Genomic DNA, 21,742 nt, shown 5'->3' with positions numbered 1-21,742 from the left:
TTAGCCCGGTTTCCGATTGGCCTGGCTTTTGGTTATCTTTATAAGAAACAGGATTTATGCTCGCCAACGTATCGTACAACAACAAAAAAATCACGGCAGAAGTAGACTCCCTCGTAGGTAAACCTTTTGCACTGAAAGAGCGATGGGCCATGGGAGGGATTGGATCCCCTAAATTGTGGATCACCGAAACCAGTATCGAGATCAGGAACCTGCTTATTCTGGACAATAACCTGGATAGCTGCAATGTTGAGATCCGTCCTAAGGGTATCATTGTACGCTTCCGCTCTTTACTGGAAACTTTTGCCCTGGTAATCCCCTACTACAAACTCACGCTTTTTAAAGGAGATGCTTTTGTATACAGCATGTATATGGATCATCATTTTATCAAGGTAAAGGCTGATAGGCCAAACATTCAGAAATTCTTTAAAAAGGTAATGGAAATTAAAAGCAGGAACACCCCTACTGCCCTGGAAGACCTCTGATCTATCCTCACAGCGAATAATCTTAATCTGACAGTTCATGAAAATATTGCTCACAGGTGCTAACGGCTATATCGGGATGCGTTTATTGCCCAGACTCCTGGAACTGGGACATGAGGTAGTATGTGCAGTCAGGGATGAGAACCGGCTCTCCGTGGACGAAGAGACCCGGGCAAGGGTAAAGATCGTAGAGGTCGATTTTTTAAAAGAACCGGATCCAGCTATCCTTCCGGATGACATAGAAGCAGCTTATTACCTTATCCATTCCATGAGTTCTTCCACCAGCGATTTTGATGAACAGGAAGCGCTCTCTGCCCAGAATTTCAACACCATGGTCGCGGGTACCGGCATTAAGCAGGTGATCTACCTCAGCGGCATCGTCAACGAGGAAAAATTATCCAAGCACCTGAGCTCGCGTAAGAATGTTGAGGATATCCTGTACCAGGGGAATTACCATCTTACGGTATTAAGAGCAGGAATCATTGTCGGTTCGGGCAGTTCTTCTTTCGAAATTATCAGGGACCTGTGTGAAAAACTACCCATCATGATCACTCCCCGCTGGGTGCTTACAAAGACCCAGCCTATCGCGATCCGCGATGTGATCAATTTCCTGACAGGGGTTTTAGGGAGAGAAGACTGTTACGATCAATCTTTTGATATAGGGGGGCCCGATGTACTTACCTATAAGGAAATGCTGCACAGGTATGCCAAGGTAAGGGGATTTAAGAACTGGATCATTACAGTCCCGGTAATGACCCCGAAACTATCTTCGTACTGGCTGTATTTTGTCACTGCCACATCTTACAAACTGGCCGTCAACCTGGTAGACAGTATGAAAATGGAAGTAGTGGCCCGCGACAATAAACTTCAGGAGATTCTGGGAATTAAGACGCATACTTACGAGGAAGCCATAAAGATGGCTTTCCGCAAAATAGAGCAGAACCTGGTGATCAGCAGCTGGAAAGACAGCATGGTCAGTGGGCGTTTCCAGCGGAACCTCGAAAAATATATCCAGGTTCCTAAATACGGGGTACTTACCGATGCAAAAAAAATACAATTAGAAGATCCCAAAGCCGCATTGCAGAATATCTGGCAGATCGGGGGAGCCAGAGGGTGGTATTACGGCAATTGGATGTGGCAGTTCCGGGGTTTCATGGACAAACTTAACGGGGGCGTGGGCTTACGACGCGGTCGTACCCATCCCGATAAGATATTCCCGGGAGACTCGCTCGATTTCTGGCGAGTGCTGCTGGCGAGTAAAGAACATAAACGACTGCTGCTATTCGCGGAAATGCGGCTCCCGGGTGAAGCCTGGCTGGAATTCCGGATAGACGATAAGAATGTCCTCCACCAGACAGCGACGTTCAGGCCAAGAGGATTGTGGGGGCGACTTTACTGGTACGCTATGCTGCCCTTTCACTTCTTTATCTTTGAAGGCATGATCAATAATATCGCTAAATCCAAGCCGGCGTCCTTTCAACCGGTTCCGTAATCCTCGTCAGTTATTATGATTTACCCCGGCTTATTCTGCCTTAGGCAGGAATATTTCGGCCATCATGCAACGGGCACTCCCACCCCCGCATGTTTCTATGGTCTCTAAAGAACTGTGTAGAATAGGACAATGCTTTTCGATACGACTGACCTGCTCCCTGCTCAGGCTGTGGTAGGCGGCTGAACTCATTACCAGGTAAGGTTGGTCATCCTTTCCCTTTACCTGCAACATATTGCCCGCGAAGCTGTGCATTTGCTCCTCGCTGATCTCTATGATCTCCTTACCAGAGTTAACCAGCTGGGCGACTACGTTCTTACGCTCTTTCTTATCATCGATTGTATCAAGACATATTACCGAGAAATTCTGCCCGAGGCACATCATCACGTTAGTGTGGTAGATCGGCATTCTCTTTCCATCGACAGACTGGTATGCAGTAAAAATGACCGGCATATATTCAAAATCTTCGCAGAACTCTATAAACAGTTCTTCATCAGCACGATCAGACAATGCGCAATAGGCTATCCGGTGTTCCCTGTCCAGAACAATACTACCCGTTCCTTCCAGGAATAAACCGTCCTCTTCTGCCGAGGTATAATCCATGAAGTTCTTAATGATAAAGCCCTCTTCCTCCAGCTTTTCCATGATATCTTCACGGCGCTCCAATCTTCGGTTCTCTGCGAACATAGGGTATAGTCCTACCGTCCCGTCACTGTGAAAGGAAACCCAGTTGTTTGGAAATATAGAATCAGGGGTGTCCGGGTCCGGGGTGTCTTCCACAACGACCACATGTACTCCTTTAGTTCTCAGTACCTGTACAAAAGCGTCAAATTCTCGCTGCGCTTTATGATTGATCGCTTCTTTCTGTAATGCGAGGTCTTCCTGGAAGTAATTGTTCACCGCGGTCTGTTCGTTCATGCGGAAACCCACGGGTCTTACCATTAAGATGGCATTGGTAATCTGCTTCATAACTCCGTTCAATAATTTTTCGGCCCGCAAATTTAATTCTTTATTTCTCTTCTGCAGACAGTCTCCTGAGATTTATATGAAGTGGAACGAACTTATTCCCGGATCAGCGGTAGTGTACTACAGCGCAGCAGGCCTTCCTGCTTTGCTATTTCTGAATAGGGAATTTCTTCTACGGTAAAACCTTGTGCACGCAACCAGTCATTCAGCCTGGTAAAACTCTTTTCAGATACCACAACCTCCGGTGAAATGGAAAATACGTTGCTGAACATCTGGTACATCTCGTCCTTGGTAATCTCGAATATGTTTTCCTTCCCGAAGAAATTAACCAACCAGTCGTATTCTTCCTGTACGAGGAAACCATTCCGGTGCAGGATCGCCTTGTCTTTCCCTACTGGCTGGAAACAGCAGTCGAGATGCAAGGCATTCTCCTTGGCATTTATGTTGGACTTTCGCAGTTCAAAGCTTTTGACTTTCTTATCAGGGAATTGGCGCTGCAGGTATTCTACGGCAGCCTTATTCGTCCTGGCCGTTATATACTCCGGGTAATCCGGTTTCGTATACGTACCGACAAATAAATAATCGTTCCACGGCATTACGTCACCGCCTTCTACGTGTACTTCCTCCGGTGGGTACAATATGTTTTCCGGGGCTATAGCATCCAGTACATGCATGATGGCCTGGAATTCGTTCTCCCTGTCGGGCAGGATATTCGCTTTTACCAGTTTATTATCGATAACAAACGCTATATCCCTGGAAAATATCTGGTTACAGTCTTTAATGACTTCCGGCCGGTATACCTTGACCCCATGCTTCTTCAACACCTGGTCAAACGCATCCATCTCGCGGATCATATCCTCTTCGGTAGGGTAGGTTCCTGCCAGGATATGCTCCAGTGATTTTGGATCATAAGCTGATTCCGGCGTAGGCACAGGCCCGGGACTTTTCGCAGTACCAAGGACTACCGCCTTTAAACTGTCGGTCTCGTTAACTACGTTTAAATGTAGCATGTAATAAAGGGGGTTTAGCGTTTTTCTACAGGAACGAATGCGCGTTTTTTGGCACCGACATAGATCTGTCTTGGCCGTCCGATTGGCTCGTTATTTAAACGCATTTCTCTCCATTGAGCGATCCATCCGGGAAGTCTTCCCAGGGCGAACATCACGGTAAACATATCAGTGGGGATACCAAGTGCACGGTAAATTATCCCGGAATAGAAATCCACGTTAGGGTATAATTTCCTCTCTACGAAATACTGATCCTCGAGGGCTTCCTTTTCCAGTCCTTTGGCAATTTCAAGGATAGGATCCTCTATTCCCAGGTCTCCTAACACTTCATCTGCTGCCTTTTTGATGATCTTCGCTCTTGGGTCAAAGTTCTTGTAAACTCGGTGTCCGAAGCCCATAAGCCTGAACGGGTCATCCTTATCCTTGGCCTTGGCCATGTATTTTTTAGTATCTCCACCGTCAGCCTCAATGGCTTCGAGCATCTCCAGTACTGCCTGGTTTGCACCTCCATGCAATGGACCCCACAGGGCAGAAATACCGGCGGATAGTGAAGCGAACAACCCGGCATGTGACGAGCCTACGATTCTTACGGTAGAGGTTGAGCAGTTCTGCTCGTGGTCTGCATGAAGGATGAGTAATTTGTCCAGAGCTTCTATTACAATCTTATTGGTCTTATAGTCTTCGTTAGGTTTTTTGAACATCATTTTATGAATGTTCTCCACGTATCCTAAAGAATTATCCCCATAATCCAGCGGGAAACCTTTTTTCTTCCTTAGCGTCCAGGCTACAAGCACAGGGAATTTGGCAAGTATGCGGATAATAGCATGGTACATATCCTTTTCCGAGGATACGTTCACTGACATCGGGTTGAACGCGATCAAAGCTGAAGTCAACGATGACAGAACCCCCATCGGGTGTGCCGATTTAGGGAAGCTATCCAGGATCTTCTTCATATCCTCATCCACATGAGACTCGGCCTTGATGTCTTTATGGAATTTATCCAGCTGCTCTTTATTGGGAAGTTCCCCGAAGATCAGCAGGAAAGCTACTTCCAGGAATGATGCATGTTCTGCAAGTTCTTCAATAGAATAACCACGATATCTTAAAATACCTTTCTCACCGTCGAGGAATGTGATGGCACTCTCACAGGAACCGGTATTCTTATAACCGGGATCAAGGGTTACGATACCCGTTTTGGCTCGTAATTTCTTGATATCTATGCCTTTTTCATCTTCTGTTCCTTCAACGATAGGAAAATCATACTTCTTGCCTTGGTATTCCAGTGTAACTTTATCTGACATGTATCTTAATCTGTTTAATTTATTCGACCGTAAATTTAAGAAAAATAGACCCATCTTAACAATTGAAAAATGGATTTAAGGGTTTATTAACAAACGCTCGGAACTACCGAAAAAACGGTTTATTTGCGCACCGGGAGTGCATAAAGGTACTTGTAATAATCATCGACTGATTTCGCCCAGGTGAACCTCATTTTTTTTGCATTGGCCTGTATCTTTTTCCATTGTACGGGATCGTTGAAGAACAGGTGTAGAGCAAGGTCAAAACTTTCCAGCATACTCGCTCGTTTTTCCTCAAATGTTTCCCCGTCAAAAGCGAACCCGGTTTCCAGGTGGGTCACCGTATCCTTGAGTCCCCCGGTATGATGCACCAGGCAAGGGGTCCCACTTCTCATCGCCAGCATCTGGCTGATGCCACAGGGTTCAAACTGGCTGGGCATAATATAGAGGTCTGCTTCCAGGTAAATGGAATCGATCAGGTCTTCTGACTGACCATTGGTAAAAATGAAGTTGGGGTGTTTGTAACTCATCTCCCGGAACAGTTGCTCATAGCCGGGGTCCCCGGTACCCAGCAACATAAATATCCCCCCGACCTTGTCCAGCCGCTCCAGCATTTCAGCCAGTAATTCCGGGGATCTCTTAAAGAAATAAAACTTCTGCTCCGTCAGCCGGGCTACACTCGCACAGACAAACCGCGGGGGCTGGTTGAGCAGTCCCACGACCTTCTCGCCGGTATGGGCCAGGAAATCGGCCTTGTACTTCTTGGATTCTTCTTGTAACCATTGGAATATAGCGCGAATGGTATTCCTGTAGATATTCTTTTTCTGCGCGGTCCGGATATTTTTATAATTAGACCCGTTGAGGATTCCGAATAACCTGCCTTCCATATCGGCGTGTTTCAGATCCTCTTCCAGACTTTCACCTCCTATGAATTCCGGCGGCCTGCTGGGCTTCAGCACATCTTCCTTATACGAAGGAGATACAGTATGAACTGCATCTGCAAGACGTATACCCGTTGCCATCAGGTTGATACAATCCTGGTAACGGTAATCTTTAAGCGCATCCCGGTCATAATCTACCTCCGGGAACCAGTTTCTAAGTGATGAATAGTTGTCATCAAAGGGTCTTATCCCTTGTATGGCCAGGTTATGGATACTGTAAACAAAGCGGTGTTTCTTTAACGAGCTGTACTGGGGATGGTAGGTCTTGAGGAAAAGCAGCAAACTGGTATGCCAGTCGTGCAGGTGAATGACGTCCAGGGACCCGAATACCTCCTGCCTGACAGCTTCGGCCACTGCGGTACAAAAGACTATAAATTTGATGGCATCCGTATAGAACGGCTCCGCAGGATCATTATGATATATATGGCCTATTTCCCCGGCTGTTATTTCCGGGTGATGTATCACGTAATGGGTCAGGTTATCGAAAGCTTTTTTGGGCGTAACCTCGTATAATTCTGCCGTATATGCCTGCCCGCGTAGCTGAAAATCCAGGTTCATGATAAATTTACCCCCAACATGTAAACGGGAATAAGCAGGAACCACCACATGTGCTGTATCTCCCCGCTCCGAGATTTGCCTGGGTACGTCGCGCACCACATCACCCATTCCCCCGGCTTTACACTTGACAAGTCCGTCGTTTTCTGCTGCTACTATAAGAAAATTGTTCATAGGTTTTAATCTAATGGATAAGGGAATCAAAAGATACTTAATAAATTATTCTCCCTGCAAACCCCAGGTTAAAGAAAGCATAAAAAAAGCCGGGGAAGTTATTTCCCCGGCTTTGATCCAAATTTTTCCTGTCGCTGCTAGGCAGGAAAATTATTTTTATGCTTTTACTTTAAAAGCATTGCCTTGCGGATAATATGCTACATCGCCCAACTCTTCTTCTATTCGGAGCAGTTGATTGTATTTCGCCATACGGTCACTCCTGGAAGCAGATCCTGTTTTGATCTGCCCGGTATTTAGAGCTACTGCAAGATCGGCGATCGTATTGTCTTCCGTTTCACCGGAGCGGTGAGACATTACCGAGGTATAACCGGCATTCTTAGCCATATTCACGGCGGCTATGGTCTCTGTAAGCGTACCGATCTGGTTTACTTTGATAAGGATAGAATTGGCAATTCCGTTTTCTATTCCTCTTGACAGACGTTCCACATTGGTCACGAACAGATCGTCCCCTACCAATTGAACTTTATCCCCCACCTTATTGGTAAGGGCCTTCCAGCCATCCCAGTCATTCTCATCCATACCGTCTTCGATAGAGATAATAGGATATTTTGCACACAGGTCTGCCAGGTACTGGGCCTGCTCTTCAGAGGTTCGTACAGCACCATTGCTGCCTTCAAATTTCGTATAGTCGTACTTACCATCCACGTAGAACTCAGCTGCTGCACAATCCAGGGCGATCATTACATCATCACCAAGAGTATAGCCTGCATTCTTCACGGCTTTCCCGATAGTATCAAGAGCATCTTCGGTTCCGTCCAGGGTAGGTGCAAATCCACCTTCATCCCCTACGGCAGTACTAAGTCCACGGTCATGGAGCACCTTTTTCAGGTGGTGAAAGATCTCTGTCCCCATCTGCATAGCATGGGAAAAGTTTTTGGCTTTAACCGGCATTACCATGAATTCCTGGAAAGCGATAGGCGCATCTGAATGCGACCCCCCGTTAATGATGTTCATCATTGGGACAGGCAGCGTATTGGCGCTTACTCCGCCAACATAGCGATAAAGGGACTGGCCCAGTTCGTTCGCTGCGGCCTTTGCAACAGCCAGGGAAACCCCCAGGATTGCATTAGCACCTAATTTTGACTTATTCTTGGTACCGTCCAGGGCTATCATTGCCTGGTCTATCTGGTTCTGCTCATAGACCAACATACCGCGAATCTGGTCAGCGATAATATCGTTTACGTTATTTACGGCCTGGCTTACACCTTTGCCCATAAATTCCTTGCCCCCATCGCGGAGTTCAACAGCTTCATGCTCCCCGGTAGAAGCCCCGGAAGGAACTGCAGCTCTTCCCATTACCCCGTTCTCGGTGATCACATCTACTTCAACTGTTGGATTTCCGCGCGAATCCAGGATCTGTCGCGCATGTACGTCTATTATGATACTCATTTGTTTTCTGTTTTATCGTAAAAAGGTTAGCTCCAAATATACAAAAGACTGCCGATGATCCCTTTCGAAGGCGGGCTATTGCGAGGAATATAACAATTAGTTAAACCGTAGCTTTATTATTAACACGAGACTGTATCAGTTCAAAGAACTGGTCAAAGAGGTAATCCGCATCATGAGGCCCCGGGCTTGCTTCCGGATGGTACTGTACAGAAAATACCGGTTTCCCTTTCATTCGCATTCCCGCTACGGTATGATCGTTCAGGTGCACGTGGGTGATCTCCAGGTCCGGGTGTGATTCTGTTTCCTCCCTGTTCACTGAAAACCCGTGGTTCTGGGAAGTGATCTCGCCCTTGCCTGTTTCCAGGTTCAGTACCGGGTGGTTGATCCCGCGGTGCCCGTGGTGCATTTTATAAGTGCTGACCCCGTTGGCGAGGGCTATAACCTGGTGTCCGAGACAGATACCGAAAAGGGGCTTGTCTTCTGCTATTATATTCTTCGCCACTTCTATAGCGCTTTTGAGGGGCTTAGGATCCCCAGGGCCGTTGGAAATAAAATAACCGTCAGGGTTCCAGGATTTCATTTCCTCATAGGTCGCGTCGTAGGGGAATACTTTTACGTAAGCGTCCCTTTTTACCAGGTTCCTCAGGATATTCTTCTTGATCCCGATATCGAGGGCTGCGATCCGGACCGGCGCATTTTCATCGCCAACGTAATACGCTTCCTTGGTCGATACTTGGGAAGCCAGTTCCAGGCCATCCATGTCCGGCACCTTTTTCAATTCCTCTTTCAGGGCATCGATCTCATCAATCCTTGTAGAGATAACTGCATTCATCGCCCCGTGTTCACGGATGTACGCTACCAGCGCACGTGTATCCACGTCAGAGACCGCGAAAAGGTTATTCTCTTCAAGGAATTGCTGCAGGCTCTTGTCTGCTGCCGGGCGGGAATAGGTGTAGCTGAAATTCTTGCAGATCAGACCCGAGATCTTTACCGAATCCGATTCTACTTCATCCTCGTTGGTACCGTAATTCCCGATATGGGCGTTAGTGGTGACCATCATCTGCCCGTAATAGGACGGATCTGTGAAGATCTCCTGGTAACCGGTCATCCCGGTATTAAAACAAACTTCGCCAAAGGCGGTTCCTTCCTTCTCTCCTACGGCCTTACCATAAAAAATGGTGCCGTCTGCCAATAATACTAGTGCTTTTTTCCTGGTAATGTACTTCATCAGTCTTCTTGCTATAAAAGTTTCACAAAGAAACACAAAAAAAGGATAAGCTTTTAGGCCTATCCTTTTTCCGTATTTTAAAAGTTCTCAACATCTTATTCTTCTGAATCGTCAGTTTTCGTCTCTTTTGTTGCTTCCGGTGCCGGAGCGGTTTCTGTCTTCTTGCTTCGGCTTCGACGGGTAGATTTCTTCTTCTTGGTCTCCCCGGCGTTGTAAAGCTCGTTAAAATCTACCAGCTCTATCATCGCCATATCAGCGTTATCTCCCATCCGGTTACCCAACTTGATAATTCGGGTATATCCTCCCGGGCGATCTGCTACTTTCTCAGCAACGGTATCGAAAAGCTCGCTAACCGCGTGCTTGTCTCTGAGGTTCCTGAAAACGATACGCCTGTTGTGGGTACCTTTTTCTGCAGTCTTATTGTTTTCTGCCTTTGATTTTGTGATCAGAGGTTCAATGAACTGCTTCAACGCTTTGGCCTTGGCCACAGTGGTATTAATTCGCTTATGTTCAATCAGGGAACAAGCCATGTTGGCCAGCATTGCCTTTCTGTGAGCTGTCTGTCTTCCTAAGTGATTGATCTTTTTTCCGTGTCTCATCGTTCTATTCTATAATAATCCCTACTCCGTCGGTAACGGGCTCAGGGCCAAATTTAATCTTTATCCAATTTATACTTTGACAGGTCCATGCCGAAGTTAAGGCCTTTGTTGATGACCAGCTCTTCTAACTCGGTCAGGGACTTCTTACCGAAGTTCCTGAATTTCATCAGGTCGTTCTTGTTGAAAGATACAAGGTCTCCCAGGGTGTCTACCTCGGCTGCCTTCAGGCAGTTAAGGGCACGTACGGAAAGATCCATATCTACCAACTTGGTCTTCAGCAACTGGCGCATATGCAGTGACTCTTCGTCATAGGTCTCTGTCTGGGCGATCTCGTCTGCTTCCAGGGTGATACGCTCGTCAGAGAAGAGCATGAAGTGGTGGATCAGCACCTTGGCCGCTTCTGTAAGCGCATCCTTAGGGTGGATAGATCCGTCTGTCATGATCTCAAAAACCAACTTTTCGTAATCGGTCTTTTGCTCTACACGGAAGTTCTCAATGCTGTACTTCACGTTCTTCACAGGAGTGAAGATAGAATCAACAGCGATACTACCGATTGGTGCATTAGACTTCTTGTTCTCTTCTGCAGGAACATATCCCCTACCTTTTTCAATGATCAACTCCATGTTGATATTGACCTTAGGATCCATGTTACAGATCACCAGGTCAGGGTTCAGTACCTGGTACCCGGAAATGAATTTCTGGAAGTCACCGGCGGTAAGCTGTTCTTTCCCGCTTACGGAGATGGAAACAGTTTCTTCGTTCACATCTTCGATCTGCCTTTTAAAGCGAACCTGCTTCAGGTTCAGGATCATTTCGGTTACATCTTCTACAACACCTTCAATGACCGAAAACTCGTGCTCTACTTTATCGATTCGAACAGAAGTGATAGCAAAACCTTCCAGAGAGGAAAGCAGAACTCTTCTGAGCGCGTTCCCGACAGTCAGACCGTATCCTGGTTCCAAAGGGCGAAATTCAAATTTCCCTTCGAAATCGGAAGAATCAATCATTATAACTTTGTCGGGCTTCTGAAAATTAAATAATGCCATAGTCAGATCTGTGTTGTTTTATTTCGAGTATAACTCAACGATTAATTGTTCTTTGATGTTCTCCGGAATCTGAATACGTTCTGGAACCGCAACAAAGGTACCTTGCATTTTTTCTGAATTCCAGCTCAGCCATTCGTAAACACTGCTGTTAGCAGCTAAAGCATCCTGGATAGTCTGCAGGGATTTGGATTTCTCCCTAACTCCTACAACGTCTCCTGCTTTCAATGAATAAGAAGGAATATTTACTACTTCACCGTTAACGGTGATATGCCTGTGAGAAACCAACTGGCGTGCTCCCCTCCTGGAAGTAGAGATTCCGAAACGGAATACTACGTTGTCCAGTCGTGATTCACACATCTGTAACAGAACCTCACCGGTAACTCCTTTACTACGGTTTGCACGTGCAAAGATGTTACGGAATTGGCGCTCAAGAATACCGTAGGTATACTTCGCTTTCTGCTTCTCCATCAGCTGGATAGCATATTCTGATTTCTTACCACGACGACGGTTGTTACCGTGCTGTCCCGGTGGATAGTTTTTCTTTTCAAAAGACTTATCGTCTCCGAATATCGCTTCGCCGAATTTACGAGCGATCTTAGTTTTTGGTCCTGTGTATCTTGCCATCTTCTATAAATTTGGAAGTGTGATTATGAATTAAGGCTAATCCTTCGATAATCGTAACTACACCCCCGGTGAAAAATTAATTATTCAGGTTTATTATATGTAATTATACTCTCCTTCTTTTTGGAGGCCTGCAGCCATTGTGTGGCAGCGGAGTAACATCGATGATCTCGGTAACCTCGATCCCGGAATTGTGGATAGAGCGGATAGCGGATTCACGTCCGTTACCTGGTCCTTTTACATAGACCTTCACTTTCCTGAGTCCGGCTTCATGCGCAATCTTTGCACATTCTTCGGAAGCAACCTGGGCAGCGTAAGGAGTATTCTTCTTAGAGCCCCTGAAACCCATTTTACCAGCGGATGACCAGGATATCACATCCCCCTTCTTGTTGGTCAGGGAAATGATGATATTGTTGAAAGAGGCAGTGATATGCGCCTCCCCGGTAGACTCTACAATTACTTTACGCTTTTTTGCGGCTTTTGTGCCTGCTTTTGCACCTGTCTTTGCCATACTTCTATTTATTATTTAGTTGCTTTCTTCTTGTTAGCAACCGTTTTTCTCTTTCCTTTCCTCGTCCTAGAGTTATTCTTGGTACGTTGTCCTCTTAATGGAAGTCCAGAACGGTGACGGATCCCACGGTAACAACCAATATCCATCAAACGCTTGATATTAAGCTGTGTTTCAGAACGTAATTCACCTTCAATCTTGTATGAAGATACTGCATCACGAATGCTACCGATCTCGTCATCAGACCAATCAGAAACAGTCTTGTCCTGGTCTACTCCGGCTTTCTCCAGAATTTCCTGGGCCCTGCTTTTACCGATACCAAAAATATAGGTAAGGGCGATGACCCCTCTTTTTTGCTTTGGTATATCTACCCCTGCTATTCTTGCCATAATTACCCTTGTCTTTGTTTAAATCTAGGATTCTTTTTGTTAATCACGTAAAGCCTGCCCTTTCTGCGTACAATCTTGCATTCAGCGCTTCGCTTCTTAATGGATGCTCTTACTTTCATCGTTCTAAAGTCTTAATATCTATATGTAATTCTTGCCTTGCTTAAATCATACGGACTCATCTCAAGTTTTACCTTATCACCGGGTAACAACTTAATGTAATGCATTCGCATTTTCCCGGAAATGTGAGCCGTAACCACGTGTCCATTTTCCAGTTCCACTCGGAACATGGCATTAGACAACGCTTCTATAATAGAGCCGTCTTGTTCTATGGGTGCTTGTTTGGCCATATTATTATGCTACTTTTCTGTTTTTTCCAGTTTTCATTAATCCGTCGTAATGCCTGTTCAGCAGGTACGAGTTCACTTGTTGTACAGTGTCTATTGCCACCCCGACCATAATCAGCAGGGAAGTACCACCGTAAAACAATGCCCATCCGGGCTGTATGTCCATCAGTTTCACTACCACGGCAGGTAATACGGCAAGCAATGCCAGGAATACCGCACCGGGCAGGGTTATCAGAGACATCACCTTATCCAGGAAATTCGCTGTCTCTTTTCCGGGTCTGATCCCGGGGATAAATCCGCCACTTCTCTTCAGGTCATCTGCCATCTTATTCGTTGGCACGGTGATGGCCGTATAGAAGTAGGTGAATATGATAATCAGCAGGGCGAACAAGATGTTGTAAGCCAGGCCAAATATATCCTGAAACTGTACTTCCATCCATTGACCCACGGCGGTATCGTTGAATGTACGCCCCAGTAAGCCGGGTGCGAACATGATCGCCTGGGCAAAGATGATTGGCATTACCCCTGAAGCGTTAAGCTTTAAAGGGATGTACTGCCTGGAACCGATAACGTTCTTCTCGTATCCTCCGGATGCTGTTCTCCTCGCGTACTGTACCGGTATACGCCTTGTAGCCATTACCAGTAATACGCTTGCAAGGATGACCAGGAACCAAAGAATTACTTCGATCAACATGAACATCAGTCCCCCGTTGTTATTTGTTGTCCTGGAAATGAATTCCTGGACAAAAGACTGGGGCATAGTGGCGATGATACCGATCATGATCAGGAGAGAAATTCCATTCCCGATCCCTTTATCCGTAATACGCTCTCCCAACCACATGGCAAATACGGTTCCTGTAACCAGGATAATTACCGCGGGAACCATGAAGTTAAGTCCTTTCCCCAACAGGAATGCACTGTCCGGCACTCCCAGCGCACTAAGGCTGTAAAGGTAAGCCGGAGCCTGTACAATACAGATCCCGATGGTCAGCCATCGGGTGATCTGGTTTTTAGTTTTTCTACCGCTCTCACCTTCCTTGTCCAGTTTCTGCAGGTAAGGAACCGCGATTCCCATCAGCTGCACAACAATAGAGGCCGAAATATAGGGCATGATCCCTAAGGCGAAAACAGAAGCATTGGCAAAGGCGCCTCCTGTGAATGCATTCAGAATTCCCAGGATACCTTGCTCGGTATTGGAAGATAACTCTGCCAATTGTGAGGTATCTATACCCGGAAGAACTATCTGCGCACCAAAACGGTACACCAACAGGAGCCCCAGAGTAACCAAAATCCTTGCCCTCAGCTCATCAATCTTCCAGATATTGGATATAATCTCAAAAAACTTCTTCATAGTTTGTCTTCTTATAAATTTATAGCCTCACCACCTGCTGCTTCAATAGCCTTCTTTGCGGTAGCTGTAAATTTATGAACAGTGACTTTCAACGGAGCTTTCAACTCCCCGTTGCCTAATATTTTTACAAGGTCGTTCTTACCAGCCAGGTTGTTGGCGATAAGGTCCTCCAGGGTAACGCTGTCCTTGATGGCCTTATCATCTACCAGTTGCTGCAGGGTAGCCAGGTTGATTCCCCTGTACTCTACACGGTTGATGTTGGTAAAACCAAATTTAGGAACTCGGCGCTGTAATGGCATCTGGCCCCCTTCAAATCCGATCTTCTTAGAGTAACCGGATCTTGATTTGGCACCTTTATGACCACGAGTAGCAGTACCGCCTTTTCCTGAACCTTGTCCACGACCTACGATTTTCCCTGCTTTATGAGTAGCACCTTTTGCTGGTTTCAAATTGCTTAATTTCATCACACTGTATTTTTTAAGCTTCCTCTGTGGAAACCAAGTGTTTTACTTTATTGATCATGCCAAGAATCGCGGGCGTGTTTTCATGTTCCACGACCTGACCTATTTTTCGCAAGCCCAGGGCTTCCAAAGTTCGTTTCTGGTTCTGTGGTCTTTTAATCCCACTCTTCACCTGTGTTACTTTTATCTTTGCCATTTGATTCTCGCTTATCCTTTAAATACTTTTTCTAAAGAGACACCTCGTTGCTGTGCTACAGTCTGTGCATCCCTTAATTGTAAGAGTGCATCAAAGGTAGCCTTTACTACGTTGTGCGGGTTAGAAGATCCCTGGGATTTAGAAAGTACATCCTGTACTCCTACTGCCTCCAATACCGCACGTACGGCTCCACCGGCAATAACCCCGGTACCGTGAGATGCAGGCTGGATATATACCCTGGCTCCACCAAATTTCCCTTTTTGCTCGTGTGGCAGTGTTCCCTTGTTCAGGGGAATCCTGATCAGGTTTTTCTTGGCGTCTTCGATTGCCTTAGCGATCGCGGTTGCCACTTCCTTAGATTTTCCTAAACCGTGGCCAACGACACCATTTTCATCACCTACGACAACGATCGCAGAGAAACCGAAGGCTCTACCACCTTTGGTTACCTTTGTTACACGTTGTACTCCCACCAAGCGATCTTTCAGTTCAAGACCTCCGGGTTTCACAGTTTCTACATTTTTGTATTTCCCGTACATACCTTTAATTAAAATTTTAATCCAGCTTCCCTGGCACCTTCGGCCAACGATTTAACCCTTCCGTGATATAAATTACCTCCACGGTCAAAGGCAACCTTTTCGATTCCGGCTTCCTTCGCTTTTTCAGCGATGGCCTTCCCTACTTGGTTGGCAACTTCCATTTTGGTCCCTTCTGCTTTAACTTCCTTGTCCCTGGAAGAAGCAGCTGCAAGGGTTACCCCCTTGTTATCGTCTATCAACTGGGCATAGATTTCCTTGTTACTCCTGTAGACAGCCAGACGAGGCTTCTCAGCGGTTCCAAAGGATACCTTTCTAATTCTTCTTTTGATGCGTAGTCTACGCTCGGTCTTTGATAATCCCATGATTCAGTTATTAAGCTGATTTACCTGCTTTTCTTCTTAATATTTCGCCTTTGAACTTGATTCCTTTTCCTTTGTAAGGCTCTGGCTTACGGAAGGAACGAATTTTAGCGGCGATCTGCCCTACAAGCTGCTTGTCGTGAGACGTCAGTTTGATCGTTGGGTTCTTTCCTTTTTCAGAAGTGGTCTCGATCTTTACTTCCGGGGCCAGTTCCAGAACAATGTTGTGGGAAAAGCCTAAGGCAAGATCCAATTTTTGTCCCTGGTTACTGGCACGGTATCCAACTCCGACCAATTCTAATTCCTTTGTCCAACCTTCAGATACACCCAGTACCATGTTGTTGACAAGGGAGCGGTACAGTCCGTGCTTAGTCTTGTGCTCAATACTATCAGAAGGACGGTTAACGATGATCTCGTTGTCCTCTATCCGGATGCTCACCCCGTCAAAGTTCTGGGTCAGTTCTCCCAGCTTTCCTTTAACAGTGATCACGTTATCCGTGATGGTTGCTGTAGTACCCTCGGGCATTACGATTGGATTATTCCCTATTCTAGACATTTTTCTATCCTTTAATTCTCATTAATAAACATAGCACAATACCTCGCCGCCAACATTTTCCTGCTTGGCACGCTTGCTGGTCATCACCCCGTGAGAGGTAGACACTATGGCTATTCCCAACCCGTTCAATACTCGTGGCATCTCGTCAGAAGACGCGTACTTTCTAAGACCGGGCTTACTGATACGTTGTATTTTCTTGATGACAGGCTCTTTAGTCTGCTTGTCATACTTCAAGGCAATCTTGATGGTACCCTGTACCTCGTCCTCTTCAAATTTGTAGCTAAGGATATACCCCTGATCAAAAAGGATCTTGGTTACCTCTTTCTTCAAATTGGAAGCAGGGATCTCTACTACCCTGTGGCCCGCCCTACTGGCGTTCCGTACTCTTGTTAAATAATCTGCTATAGGATCTGTAAACATGTTCTTCCCTTTTATCTTTTACCAACTTGCTTTTTTAACCCCTGGAATCAGCCCGTTGTTCGCCATTTCGCGAAACATGACTCTGGAGATACCAAACGTTCTCATATATCCCTTAGGTCTTCCCGTAAGTTTGCAACGGTTGTGCATACGTACCGGGGAGGCATTTCTGGGTAATTTCTGTAGGGCTTCGTAATCTCCCGCTTCCTTCAGCTCCCTGCGCTTCTCAGCGTACTTTGCTACTGTCTTTGCCCTTTTTCTTTCACGGGCTTTCATTGATTCTTTAGCCATACTAGTTCTTTTTAAAAGGTAAACCTAATTCGGTTAACAATGATTTTGCTTCCTTATCTGTTTCCGCAGTGGTAACGAAAGTGATATCCATTCCGTTAATACGGTTTATCTTATCGATATTCACTTCAGGGAAAATGATCTGCTCGGTAATCCCGAGGTTGTAGTTCCCCCTTCCGTCAAATCCTGTAGCGCGGATTCCCTGGAAATCCCTTACCCTTGGAAGTGCAGTAGTTACCAGACGATCCAAGAATTCATACATCTTTTCTCCCCTGAGCGTAACCTTGGCACCGATAGGCATTCCCTTACGCAGTTTAAACGCCGCGACATCTTTTTTGGAAATGGTAGCTACCGCTTTCTGACCGGTGATCATGGTAAGTTCGTCTACTGCATGGTCGATAAGTTTCTTATCAGCCACAGCAGCACCAACTCCCCTGCTCACAACAATCTTCTCCAATTTAGGTACCTGCATTACATTGCTGTACCCAAACTCTTCCTTAAGCGCCTTGATTACGCGCTCTCTATACTCTTGTTTTAATCTTGGAACGTACCCCATAACTAAATTACTTCGTTGGATTTCTTAGAAAACCTTACTTTCTTGCCATCCCTTACCTCGTATCCTACCCTTGTAGTATCCCCGGATTTCGGATCAACCAACGCCAGGTTAGAAATATGGATAAACGCCTCTTTCTTTACGATTCCCCCCTGCGGGTTCTTCGCGCTTGGCTTCTCATGCTTGGAAACCATATTGACGCCTTCGACAATCGCTTTGTTCTTCTCACGGTCTACCTGTACCACTTTACCTTCTGAACCTTTGTGGTCCCCGGCAGTGACTTTTACGGTATCCCCTGTTTTTATTTTTAATTTCATCTTGTTGATGCTTAATATCTGTTATCTGTTGCAAGCTTCCGGCTTCTGATCACCGGTTTCCTCACATTTATTTACAGTACCTCAGGTGCTAGTGAGACAATCTTCATGAACTGCTTATCGCGAAGTTCCCTGGCAACCGGTCCAAAGACACGTGTTCCCCTCATCTCCCCTGTCGGGTTTAACAACACACAAGCGTTGTCATCAAAACGGATGTATGATCCGTCCGGTCTGCGCACCTCTTTCTTCGTGCGAACTACTACGGCCGTTGAAACTGCACCTTTCTTGATGGTTCCGTTCGGGGTAGCTTCTTTTACCGATACCACGATCTTGTCTCCAACAGAAGCATACCTTCTCTTGGTACCACCTAGCACTCGGATGGTAAGAACTTCCTTAGCCCCGGTGTTGTCGGCCACTTTTAATCTGGATTCTTGCTGTAACATATTATTTGGCTCTTTCTAGGATTTCAACCAGTCTCCAACATTTGGTTTTACTCAATGGACGTGTCTCCATGATCTTTACAGTATCACCAATATTGCAGTCGTTGGTCTCATCGTGTGCAACATATTTTTTTGTTCGCAGTACGAATTTACCGTACATAGGATGCTTAACCCGCTTAACTTCTGAAACCACGATAGATTTCTCCATTCTGTTGCTGGTTACAACGCCTACTCTCTCTTTTCTTAAATTTCTTTTTTCCATAAAGCAGAACCAATTATTGGTTTTCCCTTTTTGTTAATTCAGTTGCCAATCGGGCTACAGTTCTTCGCGCGCTTCTCAATTGAAGCGGGTTTTCCAGCGGGGTTACGGAATGGGCCACTTTCATTTCGGCATATTGCTTCTTAAACTCGGCCATCTTATCCCTCAGTTCCTCTACCGATAATTCTTTTATCTCTGATTGTTTCATGGTCATTCTCAGTATAAATTATGCGGCCTCGTAATCCCTAGCCACTACAAACTTTGTTCTCACGGGTAATTTCTGTGCAGCAAGGCGTAATGCTTCCTTTGCAATGTCCATTGGTACCCCGGCAACCTCAAAAAGGATCCTACCTGGTTTTACCGTAGCGACAAAATATTCCGGCGCACCTTTACCTTTACCCATACGTACTTCCAAAGGCTTCTTGGTGATAGGCTTGTCCGGGAAGATCTTGATCCACAACTGACCCTGCCTTTTCATATATCGCGTTGCCGCAATACGGGCAGCTTCTATCTGCCTCGAGGTCACAAAGCTGGTATCCATAGATTTGATACCGAACATACCGTTAGACAGCTGATGCCCTCTTCCGGCATTTCCTTTCATCCGGCCTTTCTGCGCTTTACGAAACTTAGTTCTTTTTGGCTGTAACATTTTCTTACTGCTTCTTTAAATTACTTTCTGCGACGTTTTTTAGCGCCATCCTGTTTTCCTTTCCCACCTTGGCCTTTATTTGACATTCCAACCAGGGGAGACAATTCTCTCTTGCCGTATACTTCACCTTTCATGATCCAAACTTTGATACCAAGCCTACCGTAGGTAGTGTGTGCTTCGTGCAAAGCATAGTCGATGTCGGCTCTGAAAGTAGACAACGGAATACGCCCGTCTTTATACGATTCGGAACGCGCCATCTCTGCACCGTTCAAACGGCCGGAGATCTGTATCTTGATGCCCTCTGCATTCATTCTCATGGCCGCAGCGATCGCCATCTTGATAGCACGTCGGTAAGAGATCCTGTTCTCGATCTGTCTGGCTACACTGGCAGCGACTAGATTGGCGTCGACTTCCGGCCTCTTGATCTCGAAAATATTGATCTGTACCTCCTTATCGGTGATCTTCTTTAACTCTTCTTTCAGCTTATCTACCTCTTGCCCGCCTTTCCCGATAATGATACCAGGACGTGCAGTGGTAATGGTGACAGTGATAAGTTTCAGGGTACGTTCTATGATAACCCTGGATACACTGGCTTTCGCCAGACGTGCATGCACGTATTTTCTTATCTTGTCGTCTTCGGCCAGTTTATCTCCATAATCATTTCCTCCGTACCAGTTAGACTCCCAGCCTCTGATAATCCCAAGACGATTTCCTATCGGATTAGTTTTCTGTCCCATACTAAGCTTGTGTATTATTGTTAGATCCCAAAACCAGTGTTACGTGGTTGGAACGCTTTCTTATTCTGTGAGCCCTACCCTGAGGAGCAGGTCGCAAACGTTTCAGCATACGCCCACTGTCTACTTTAATTTCCTTAACGATCAACTCTGCATCTTCGATGTTCGCATCTTCGTTCTTTGCCTGCCAGTTAGCGATAGCAGAAAGCAACAGTTTTTCTACTCTCCTGGAAGCTTCCTTAGGACTGAATCTCAAGATAGCCAGCGCTTTCTCAACTTCCTTACCTCTTACCAGGTCTGCGACCAAACGCATTTTCCTTGGTGATGTAGGGCAATTATTCAGTTTTGCAAATGCAAGCTCCTGCTTCTCTGCCTTAATTCTTTCGGCCATTTGTCTTTTTCGAACTCCCATAGCTTACTTTTTTCCTTTGTTTTTAGCTCCAGCGTGACCCCTGAAAGAGCGTGTCGGAGAAAACTCTCCTAACTTATGCCCTACCATGTTCTCTGTTACATATACAGGTACAAACTGTCGTCCGTTGTGGACCGCGATCGTCTGACCCACGAAGTCCGGTGTGATCATGGAAGCTCTTGACCAGGTCTTGATGACGGTCTTCTTTCCGCTTTCCACGTTTTTCTGGACTTTATTCTCCAGGCTGTAATGAACGTAAGGTCCTTTTTTTAGTGAACGTGCCATTTCTAATTCTTTTTATTTCTTTCTACGTTCTATGATATATCTGTTGGTGTCCTTGGTCTTGGAACGGGTTCTGAATCCTTTTGCAGGAATACCGTTTCTAGATCTTGGATGACCTCCGGAAGCTCTACCTTCCCCACCACCCATCGGGTGATCTACGGGGTTCATGGCTACCGGCCTAGTTCTTGGTCTTCTACCTAACCAGCGACTTCTACCCGCTTTACCGGATACGATCAACTGGTGATCAGAGTTAGATACAGCTCCTATAGTAGCAAGACACTGTGCAAGGATCAACCTTGTTTCCCCGGATGGTAACTTAATAGTTACAAACTTCCCGTCACGAGCCATAAGCTGCGCGAAAGTTCCGGCGCTACGAGCCATTACCGCTCCCTGTCCGGGACGTAACTCGATGCAGGAAATGATTGTTCCCAACGGAATATCACTTAACGGAAGTGCATTCCCGATTTCCGGAGCAGCACCCGATCCGGCAGTGATCTGCTGACCGACCTCCAGGCCGTTCTGTGCGATCACGTAACGCTTTTCCCCGTCTGTATACTCTACAAGAGCAATAAATGCAGATCGGTTCGGATCGTACTGTATTGATTTCACCTCGGCAGCAACTCCTTGCTTATCCCTTTTAAAATCAATAAGACGGTATCTCCTCTTGTGACCACCACCTCTGTGGCGCATGGTCATCTTTCCCTTGCTGTTCCTACCTCCTGATTTTTTCAGGGGCGCTAACAAGCTTTTCTCCGGTTTGTCGGTAGTAATAGCATCAAAGCCATTTACTATCTTGAAACGCTGTCCCGGAGTGATCGGTTTTAATTTTCTAACTGACATTTCGT

General features: G+C 46.0%; 33 protein-coding genes. 2 read left to right on the top strand and 31 right to left on the bottom strand.

From position 1 onward, the window contains the following. The first annotated feature begins 56 nt into the window (after positions 1-56). A complete protein-coding gene (locus tag CLV82_RS12190; RefSeq protein WP_133644630.1) occupies positions 57-482 on the top strand; it encodes a hypothetical protein in 426 nt (141 codons plus the stop codon). Between the two features lie 37 nt (positions 483-519). Continuing rightward, positions 520-1,971, top strand: a complete 1,452-nt coding sequence (locus CLV82_RS12185; RefSeq protein ID WP_133644629.1) for an SDR family oxidoreductase — start codon at positions 520-522, stop codon at positions 1,969-1,971. Between the two features lie 30 nt (positions 1,972-2,001). On the opposite strand, the gene ctlX is transcribed toward CLV82_RS12185, so the two are convergent. The 31 genes from ctlX to rplB form a co-directional block, all read right to left on the bottom strand. Beyond that, entirely contained in the window at positions 2,002-2,937 is a 936-nt protein-coding gene (gene ctlX, locus CLV82_RS12180; RefSeq protein WP_133644628.1) for a citrulline utilization hydrolase CtlX, read from the bottom strand. A gap of 92 nt (positions 2,938-3,029) precedes the next feature. Continuing rightward, positions 3,030-3,944 carry a dimethylarginine dimethylaminohydrolase family protein gene (locus CLV82_RS12175; RefSeq protein WP_133644627.1) on the bottom strand — a complete coding sequence of 305 codons (915 nt, stop codon included), beginning with the start codon at positions 3,942-3,944 and terminating at the stop codon, positions 3,030-3,032. Positions 3,945-3,958: 14 nt separating this feature from the next. Beyond that, positions 3,959-5,242 (bottom strand): citrate synthase, encoded by a 1,284-nt coding sequence (locus CLV82_RS12170; protein WP_133644626.1) that lies wholly within the window; start codon positions 5,240-5,242, stop codon positions 3,959-3,961. A gap of 119 nt (positions 5,243-5,361) precedes the next feature. Next, positions 5,362-6,909: a glycogen synthase gene (locus CLV82_RS12165; protein ID WP_133644625.1), complete on the bottom strand. Its 1,548-nt coding sequence runs from the start codon at positions 6,907-6,909 to the stop codon at positions 5,362-5,364. Positions 6,910-7,065: 156 nt separating this feature from the next. Beyond that, complete coding sequence (gene eno, locus CLV82_RS12160; protein WP_133644624.1) at positions 7,066-8,358, bottom strand: phosphopyruvate hydratase; 1,293 nt, start codon at positions 8,356-8,358, stop codon at positions 7,066-7,068. A gap of 100 nt (positions 8,359-8,458) precedes the next feature. Further along, positions 8,459-9,586 carry a glutamine-hydrolyzing carbamoyl-phosphate synthase small subunit gene (carA, locus tag CLV82_RS12155; protein WP_133644623.1) on the bottom strand — a complete coding sequence of 376 codons (1,128 nt, stop codon included), beginning with the start codon at positions 9,584-9,586 and terminating at the stop codon, positions 8,459-8,461. 95 nt (positions 9,587-9,681) lie between these two features. Then, positions 9,682-10,185, bottom strand: coding sequence for a 50S ribosomal protein L17 (rplQ, locus tag CLV82_RS12150; protein ID WP_133644622.1), 504 nt, complete (start codon positions 10,183-10,185; stop codon positions 9,682-9,684). Between the two features lie 53 nt (positions 10,186-10,238). Continuing rightward, entirely contained in the window at positions 10,239-11,231 is a 993-nt protein-coding gene (locus tag CLV82_RS12145; protein WP_133644621.1) for a DNA-directed RNA polymerase subunit alpha, read from the bottom strand. 18 nt (positions 11,232-11,249) lie between these two features. Beyond that, positions 11,250-11,855, bottom strand: coding sequence for a 30S ribosomal protein S4 (rpsD, locus tag CLV82_RS12140; protein ID WP_133644620.1), 606 nt, complete (start codon positions 11,853-11,855; stop codon positions 11,250-11,252). Positions 11,856-11,958: 103 nt separating this feature from the next. Next, positions 11,959-12,363 carry a 30S ribosomal protein S11 gene (gene rpsK, locus CLV82_RS12135; protein ID WP_133644619.1) on the bottom strand — a complete coding sequence of 135 codons (405 nt, stop codon included), beginning with the start codon at positions 12,361-12,363 and terminating at the stop codon, positions 11,959-11,961. An 11-nt stretch (positions 12,364-12,374) separates the two neighbouring features. Further along, on the bottom strand, positions 12,375-12,749 hold the full coding sequence (gene rpsM, locus CLV82_RS12130) for a 30S ribosomal protein S13 (RefSeq protein WP_133644618.1): 375 nt from the start codon (positions 12,747-12,749) through the stop codon (positions 12,375-12,377). A 2-nt stretch (positions 12,750-12,751) separates the two neighbouring features. Next, positions 12,752-12,868, bottom strand: a complete 117-nt coding sequence (gene ykgO / locus CLV82_RS12125; RefSeq protein WP_013621733.1) for a type B 50S ribosomal protein L36 — start codon at positions 12,866-12,868, stop codon at positions 12,752-12,754. Positions 12,869-12,880: 12 nt separating this feature from the next. Continuing rightward, positions 12,881-13,096: a translation initiation factor IF-1 gene (gene infA, locus CLV82_RS12120; RefSeq protein WP_088341556.1), complete on the bottom strand. Its 216-nt coding sequence runs from the start codon at positions 13,094-13,096 to the stop codon at positions 12,881-12,883. Between the two features lie 4 nt (positions 13,097-13,100). Then, positions 13,101-14,444, bottom strand: a complete 1,344-nt coding sequence (gene secY / locus CLV82_RS12115) for a preprotein translocase subunit SecY (RefSeq protein ID WP_133644617.1) — start codon at positions 14,442-14,444, stop codon at positions 13,101-13,103. An 11-nt stretch (positions 14,445-14,455) separates the two neighbouring features. Next, entirely contained in the window at positions 14,456-14,908 is a 453-nt protein-coding gene (rplO, locus tag CLV82_RS12110) for a 50S ribosomal protein L15 (RefSeq protein ID WP_133644616.1), read from the bottom strand. A 13-nt stretch (positions 14,909-14,921) separates the two neighbouring features. After that, positions 14,922-15,101, bottom strand: a complete 180-nt coding sequence (rpmD, locus tag CLV82_RS12105) for a 50S ribosomal protein L30 (RefSeq protein ID WP_133644615.1) — start codon at positions 15,099-15,101, stop codon at positions 14,922-14,924. Between the two features lie 11 nt (positions 15,102-15,112). After that, positions 15,113-15,637 (bottom strand): 30S ribosomal protein S5, encoded by a 525-nt coding sequence (gene rpsE / locus CLV82_RS12100; RefSeq protein WP_133644614.1) that lies wholly within the window; start codon positions 15,635-15,637, stop codon positions 15,113-15,115. 8 nt (positions 15,638-15,645) lie between these two features. Continuing rightward, positions 15,646-15,999, bottom strand: a complete 354-nt coding sequence (gene rplR / locus CLV82_RS12095; protein WP_133644613.1) for a 50S ribosomal protein L18 — start codon at positions 15,997-15,999, stop codon at positions 15,646-15,648. A gap of 10 nt (positions 16,000-16,009) precedes the next feature. Further along, positions 16,010-16,552 carry a 50S ribosomal protein L6 gene (gene rplF / locus CLV82_RS12090; protein WP_133644612.1) on the bottom strand — a complete coding sequence of 181 codons (543 nt, stop codon included), beginning with the start codon at positions 16,550-16,552 and terminating at the stop codon, positions 16,010-16,012. Positions 16,553-16,573: 21 nt separating this feature from the next. Then, on the bottom strand, positions 16,574-16,972 hold the full coding sequence (gene rpsH, locus CLV82_RS12085; protein ID WP_133644611.1) for a 30S ribosomal protein S8: 399 nt from the start codon (positions 16,970-16,972) through the stop codon (positions 16,574-16,576). 18 nt (positions 16,973-16,990) lie between these two features. Next, the gene (rpsN, locus tag CLV82_RS12080; protein ID WP_133644610.1) at positions 16,991-17,260 is read right to left on the bottom strand and encodes a 30S ribosomal protein S14; all 270 of its coding nucleotides are present in this window, start codon (positions 17,258-17,260) and stop codon (positions 16,991-16,993) included. 1 nt (position 17,261) lies between these two features. Beyond that, positions 17,262-17,813 carry a 50S ribosomal protein L5 gene (rplE, locus tag CLV82_RS12075; protein ID WP_133644609.1) on the bottom strand — a complete coding sequence of 184 codons (552 nt, stop codon included), beginning with the start codon at positions 17,811-17,813 and terminating at the stop codon, positions 17,262-17,264. Between the two features lie 2 nt (positions 17,814-17,815). Next, positions 17,816-18,127 (bottom strand): 50S ribosomal protein L24, encoded by a 312-nt coding sequence (rplX, locus tag CLV82_RS12070; RefSeq protein ID WP_133644608.1) that lies wholly within the window; start codon positions 18,125-18,127, stop codon positions 17,816-17,818. 71 nt (positions 18,128-18,198) lie between these two features. Next, positions 18,199-18,567, bottom strand: coding sequence for a 50S ribosomal protein L14 (rplN, locus tag CLV82_RS12065; RefSeq protein ID WP_129605547.1), 369 nt, complete (start codon positions 18,565-18,567; stop codon positions 18,199-18,201). 1 nt (position 18,568) lies between these two features. Beyond that, entirely contained in the window at positions 18,569-18,826 is a 258-nt protein-coding gene (rpsQ, locus tag CLV82_RS12060) for a 30S ribosomal protein S17 (protein WP_133644607.1), read from the bottom strand. Positions 18,827-18,839: 13 nt separating this feature from the next. After that, the gene (rpmC, locus tag CLV82_RS12055) at positions 18,840-19,031 is read right to left on the bottom strand and encodes a 50S ribosomal protein L29 (RefSeq protein ID WP_133645065.1); all 192 of its coding nucleotides are present in this window, start codon (positions 19,029-19,031) and stop codon (positions 18,840-18,842) included. Between the two features lie 18 nt (positions 19,032-19,049). Beyond that, the gene (rplP, locus tag CLV82_RS12050; protein ID WP_133644606.1) at positions 19,050-19,472 is read right to left on the bottom strand and encodes a 50S ribosomal protein L16; all 423 of its coding nucleotides are present in this window, start codon (positions 19,470-19,472) and stop codon (positions 19,050-19,052) included. A 20-nt stretch (positions 19,473-19,492) separates the two neighbouring features. Beyond that, positions 19,493-20,209: a 30S ribosomal protein S3 gene (gene rpsC / locus CLV82_RS12045; RefSeq protein WP_133644605.1), complete on the bottom strand. Its 717-nt coding sequence runs from the start codon at positions 20,207-20,209 to the stop codon at positions 19,493-19,495. Position 20,210: 1 nt separating this feature from the next. Continuing rightward, positions 20,211-20,618 carry a 50S ribosomal protein L22 gene (rplV, locus tag CLV82_RS12040; protein ID WP_133644604.1) on the bottom strand — a complete coding sequence of 136 codons (408 nt, stop codon included), beginning with the start codon at positions 20,616-20,618 and terminating at the stop codon, positions 20,211-20,213. A gap of 3 nt (positions 20,619-20,621) precedes the next feature. Continuing rightward, the gene (gene rpsS / locus CLV82_RS12035) at positions 20,622-20,900 is read right to left on the bottom strand and encodes a 30S ribosomal protein S19 (RefSeq protein WP_133644603.1); all 279 of its coding nucleotides are present in this window, start codon (positions 20,898-20,900) and stop codon (positions 20,622-20,624) included. Positions 20,901-20,912: 12 nt separating this feature from the next. Further along, positions 20,913-21,737, bottom strand: a complete 825-nt coding sequence (gene rplB / locus CLV82_RS12030) for a 50S ribosomal protein L2 (RefSeq protein ID WP_133644602.1) — start codon at positions 21,735-21,737, stop codon at positions 20,913-20,915. Positions 21,738-21,742: the final 5 nt, after the last annotated feature.

This window comes from Zeaxanthinibacter enoshimensis (assembly GCF_004362865.1).
Lineage (GTDB): Bacteria > Bacteroidota > Bacteroidia > Flavobacteriales > Flavobacteriaceae > Zeaxanthinibacter > Zeaxanthinibacter enoshimensis.
The sequence above is the reverse complement of the archived record's forward strand: the minus strand, read 5'-3'. Positions and strand labels throughout refer to the sequence as shown.

Bases quoted from the DNA above. Each gene is read 5' to 3' on its own strand.
- rpsD (WP_133644620.1), bottom strand. From the start codon at position 11,855: ATGGCAAGATACACAGGACCAAAAACTAAGATCGCTCGTAAATTCGGC.
- rpmD (WP_133644615.1), bottom strand. From the start codon at position 15,101: ATGGCAAAGATAAAAGTAACACAGGTGAAGAGTGGGATTAAAAGACCA.
- rplF (WP_133644612.1), bottom strand. From the start codon at position 16,552: ATGTCTAGAATAGGGAATAATCCAATCGTAATGCCCGAGGGTACTACA.
- rplN (WP_129605547.1), bottom strand. From the start codon at position 18,567: ATGTTACAGCAAGAATCCAGATTAAAAGTGGCCGACAACACCGGGGCT.
- rpsC (WP_133644605.1), bottom strand. From the start codon at position 20,209: ATGGGACAGAAAACTAATCCGATAGGAAATCGTCTTGGGATTATCAGA.
- CLV82_RS12145 (WP_133644621.1), bottom strand. From the start codon at position 11,231: ATGGCATTATTTAATTTTCAGAAGCCCGACAAAGTTATAATGATTGAT.
- CLV82_RS12165 (WP_133644625.1), bottom strand. From the start codon at position 6,909: ATGAACAATTTTCTTATAGTAGCAGCAGAAAACGACGGACTTGTCAAG.
- rpsM (WP_133644618.1), bottom strand. From the start codon at position 12,749: ATGGCAAGAATAGCAGGGGTAGATATACCAAAGCAAAAAAGAGGGGTC.
- rplX (WP_133644608.1), bottom strand. From the start codon at position 18,127: ATGAAATTAAAAATAAAAACAGGGGATACCGTAAAAGTCACTGCCGGG.
- eno (WP_133644624.1), bottom strand. From the start codon at position 8,358: ATGAGTATCATAATAGACGTACATGCGCGACAGATCCTGGATTCGCGC.
- secY (WP_133644617.1), bottom strand. From the start codon at position 14,444: ATGAAGAAGTTTTTTGAGATTATATCCAATATCTGGAAGATTGATGAG.
- rplR (WP_133644613.1), bottom strand. From the start codon at position 15,999: ATGGGATTATCAAAGACCGAGCGTAGACTACGCATCAAAAGAAGAATT.
- rplP (WP_133644606.1), bottom strand. From the start codon at position 19,472: ATGTTACAGCCAAAAAGAACTAAGTTTCGTAAAGCGCAGAAAGGCCGG.
- ykgO (WP_013621733.1), bottom strand. From the start codon at position 12,868: ATGAAAGTAAGAGCATCCATTAAGAAGCGAAGCGCTGAATGCAAGATT.
- CLV82_RS12190 (WP_133644630.1), top strand. From the start codon at position 57: ATGCTCGCCAACGTATCGTACAACAACAAAAAAATCACGGCAGAAGTA.
- rpsK (WP_133644619.1), bottom strand. From the start codon at position 12,363: ATGGCAAAGACAGGTGCAAAAGCAGGCACAAAAGCCGCAAAAAAGCGT.
- CLV82_RS12170 (WP_133644626.1), bottom strand. From the start codon at position 5,242: ATGTCAGATAAAGTTACACTGGAATACCAAGGCAAGAAGTATGATTTT.
- rpsE (WP_133644614.1), bottom strand. From the start codon at position 15,637: ATGTACGGGAAATACAAAAATGTAGAAACTGTGAAACCCGGAGGTCTT.
- ctlX (WP_133644628.1), bottom strand. From the start codon at position 2,937: ATGAAGCAGATTACCAATGCCATCTTAATGGTAAGACCCGTGGGTTTC.
- rpsQ (WP_133644607.1), bottom strand. From the start codon at position 18,826: ATGGAAAAAAGAAATTTAAGAAAAGAGAGAGTAGGCGTTGTAACCAGC.
- rpsN (WP_133644610.1), bottom strand. From the start codon at position 17,260: ATGGCTAAAGAATCAATGAAAGCCCGTGAAAGAAAAAGGGCAAAGACA.
- infA (WP_088341556.1), bottom strand. From the start codon at position 13,096: ATGGCCAAACAAGCACCCATAGAACAAGACGGCTCTATTATAGAAGCG.
- rplO (WP_133644616.1), bottom strand. From the start codon at position 14,908: ATGAAATTAAGCAATTTGAAACCAGCAAAAGGTGCTACTCATAAAGCA.
- rpmC (WP_133645065.1), bottom strand. From the start codon at position 19,031: ATGAAACAATCAGAGATAAAAGAATTATCGGTAGAGGAACTGAGGGAT.
- rpsS (WP_133644603.1), bottom strand. From the start codon at position 20,900: ATGGCACGTTCACTAAAAAAAGGACCTTACGTTCATTACAGCCTGGAG.
- rplV (WP_133644604.1), bottom strand. From the start codon at position 20,618: ATGGGAGTTCGAAAAAGACAAATGGCCGAAAGAATTAAGGCAGAGAAG.
- rplQ (WP_133644622.1), bottom strand. From the start codon at position 10,185: ATGAGACACGGAAAAAAGATCAATCACTTAGGAAGACAGACAGCTCAC.
- CLV82_RS12185 (WP_133644629.1), top strand. From the start codon at position 520: ATGAAAATATTGCTCACAGGTGCTAACGGCTATATCGGGATGCGTTTA.
- rplE (WP_133644609.1), bottom strand. From the start codon at position 17,813: ATGGGGTACGTTCCAAGATTAAAACAAGAGTATAGAGAGCGCGTAATC.
- rplB (WP_133644602.1), bottom strand. From the start codon at position 21,737: ATGTCAGTTAGAAAATTAAAACCGATCACTCCGGGACAGCGTTTCAAG.
- CLV82_RS12175 (WP_133644627.1), bottom strand. From the start codon at position 3,944: ATGCTACATTTAAACGTAGTTAACGAGACCGACAGTTTAAAGGCGGTA.
- rpsH (WP_133644611.1), bottom strand. From the start codon at position 16,972: ATGTTTACAGATCCTATAGCAGATTATTTAACAAGAGTACGGAACGCC.
- carA (WP_133644623.1), bottom strand. From the start codon at position 9,586: ATGAAGTACATTACCAGGAAAAAAGCACTAGTATTATTGGCAGACGGC.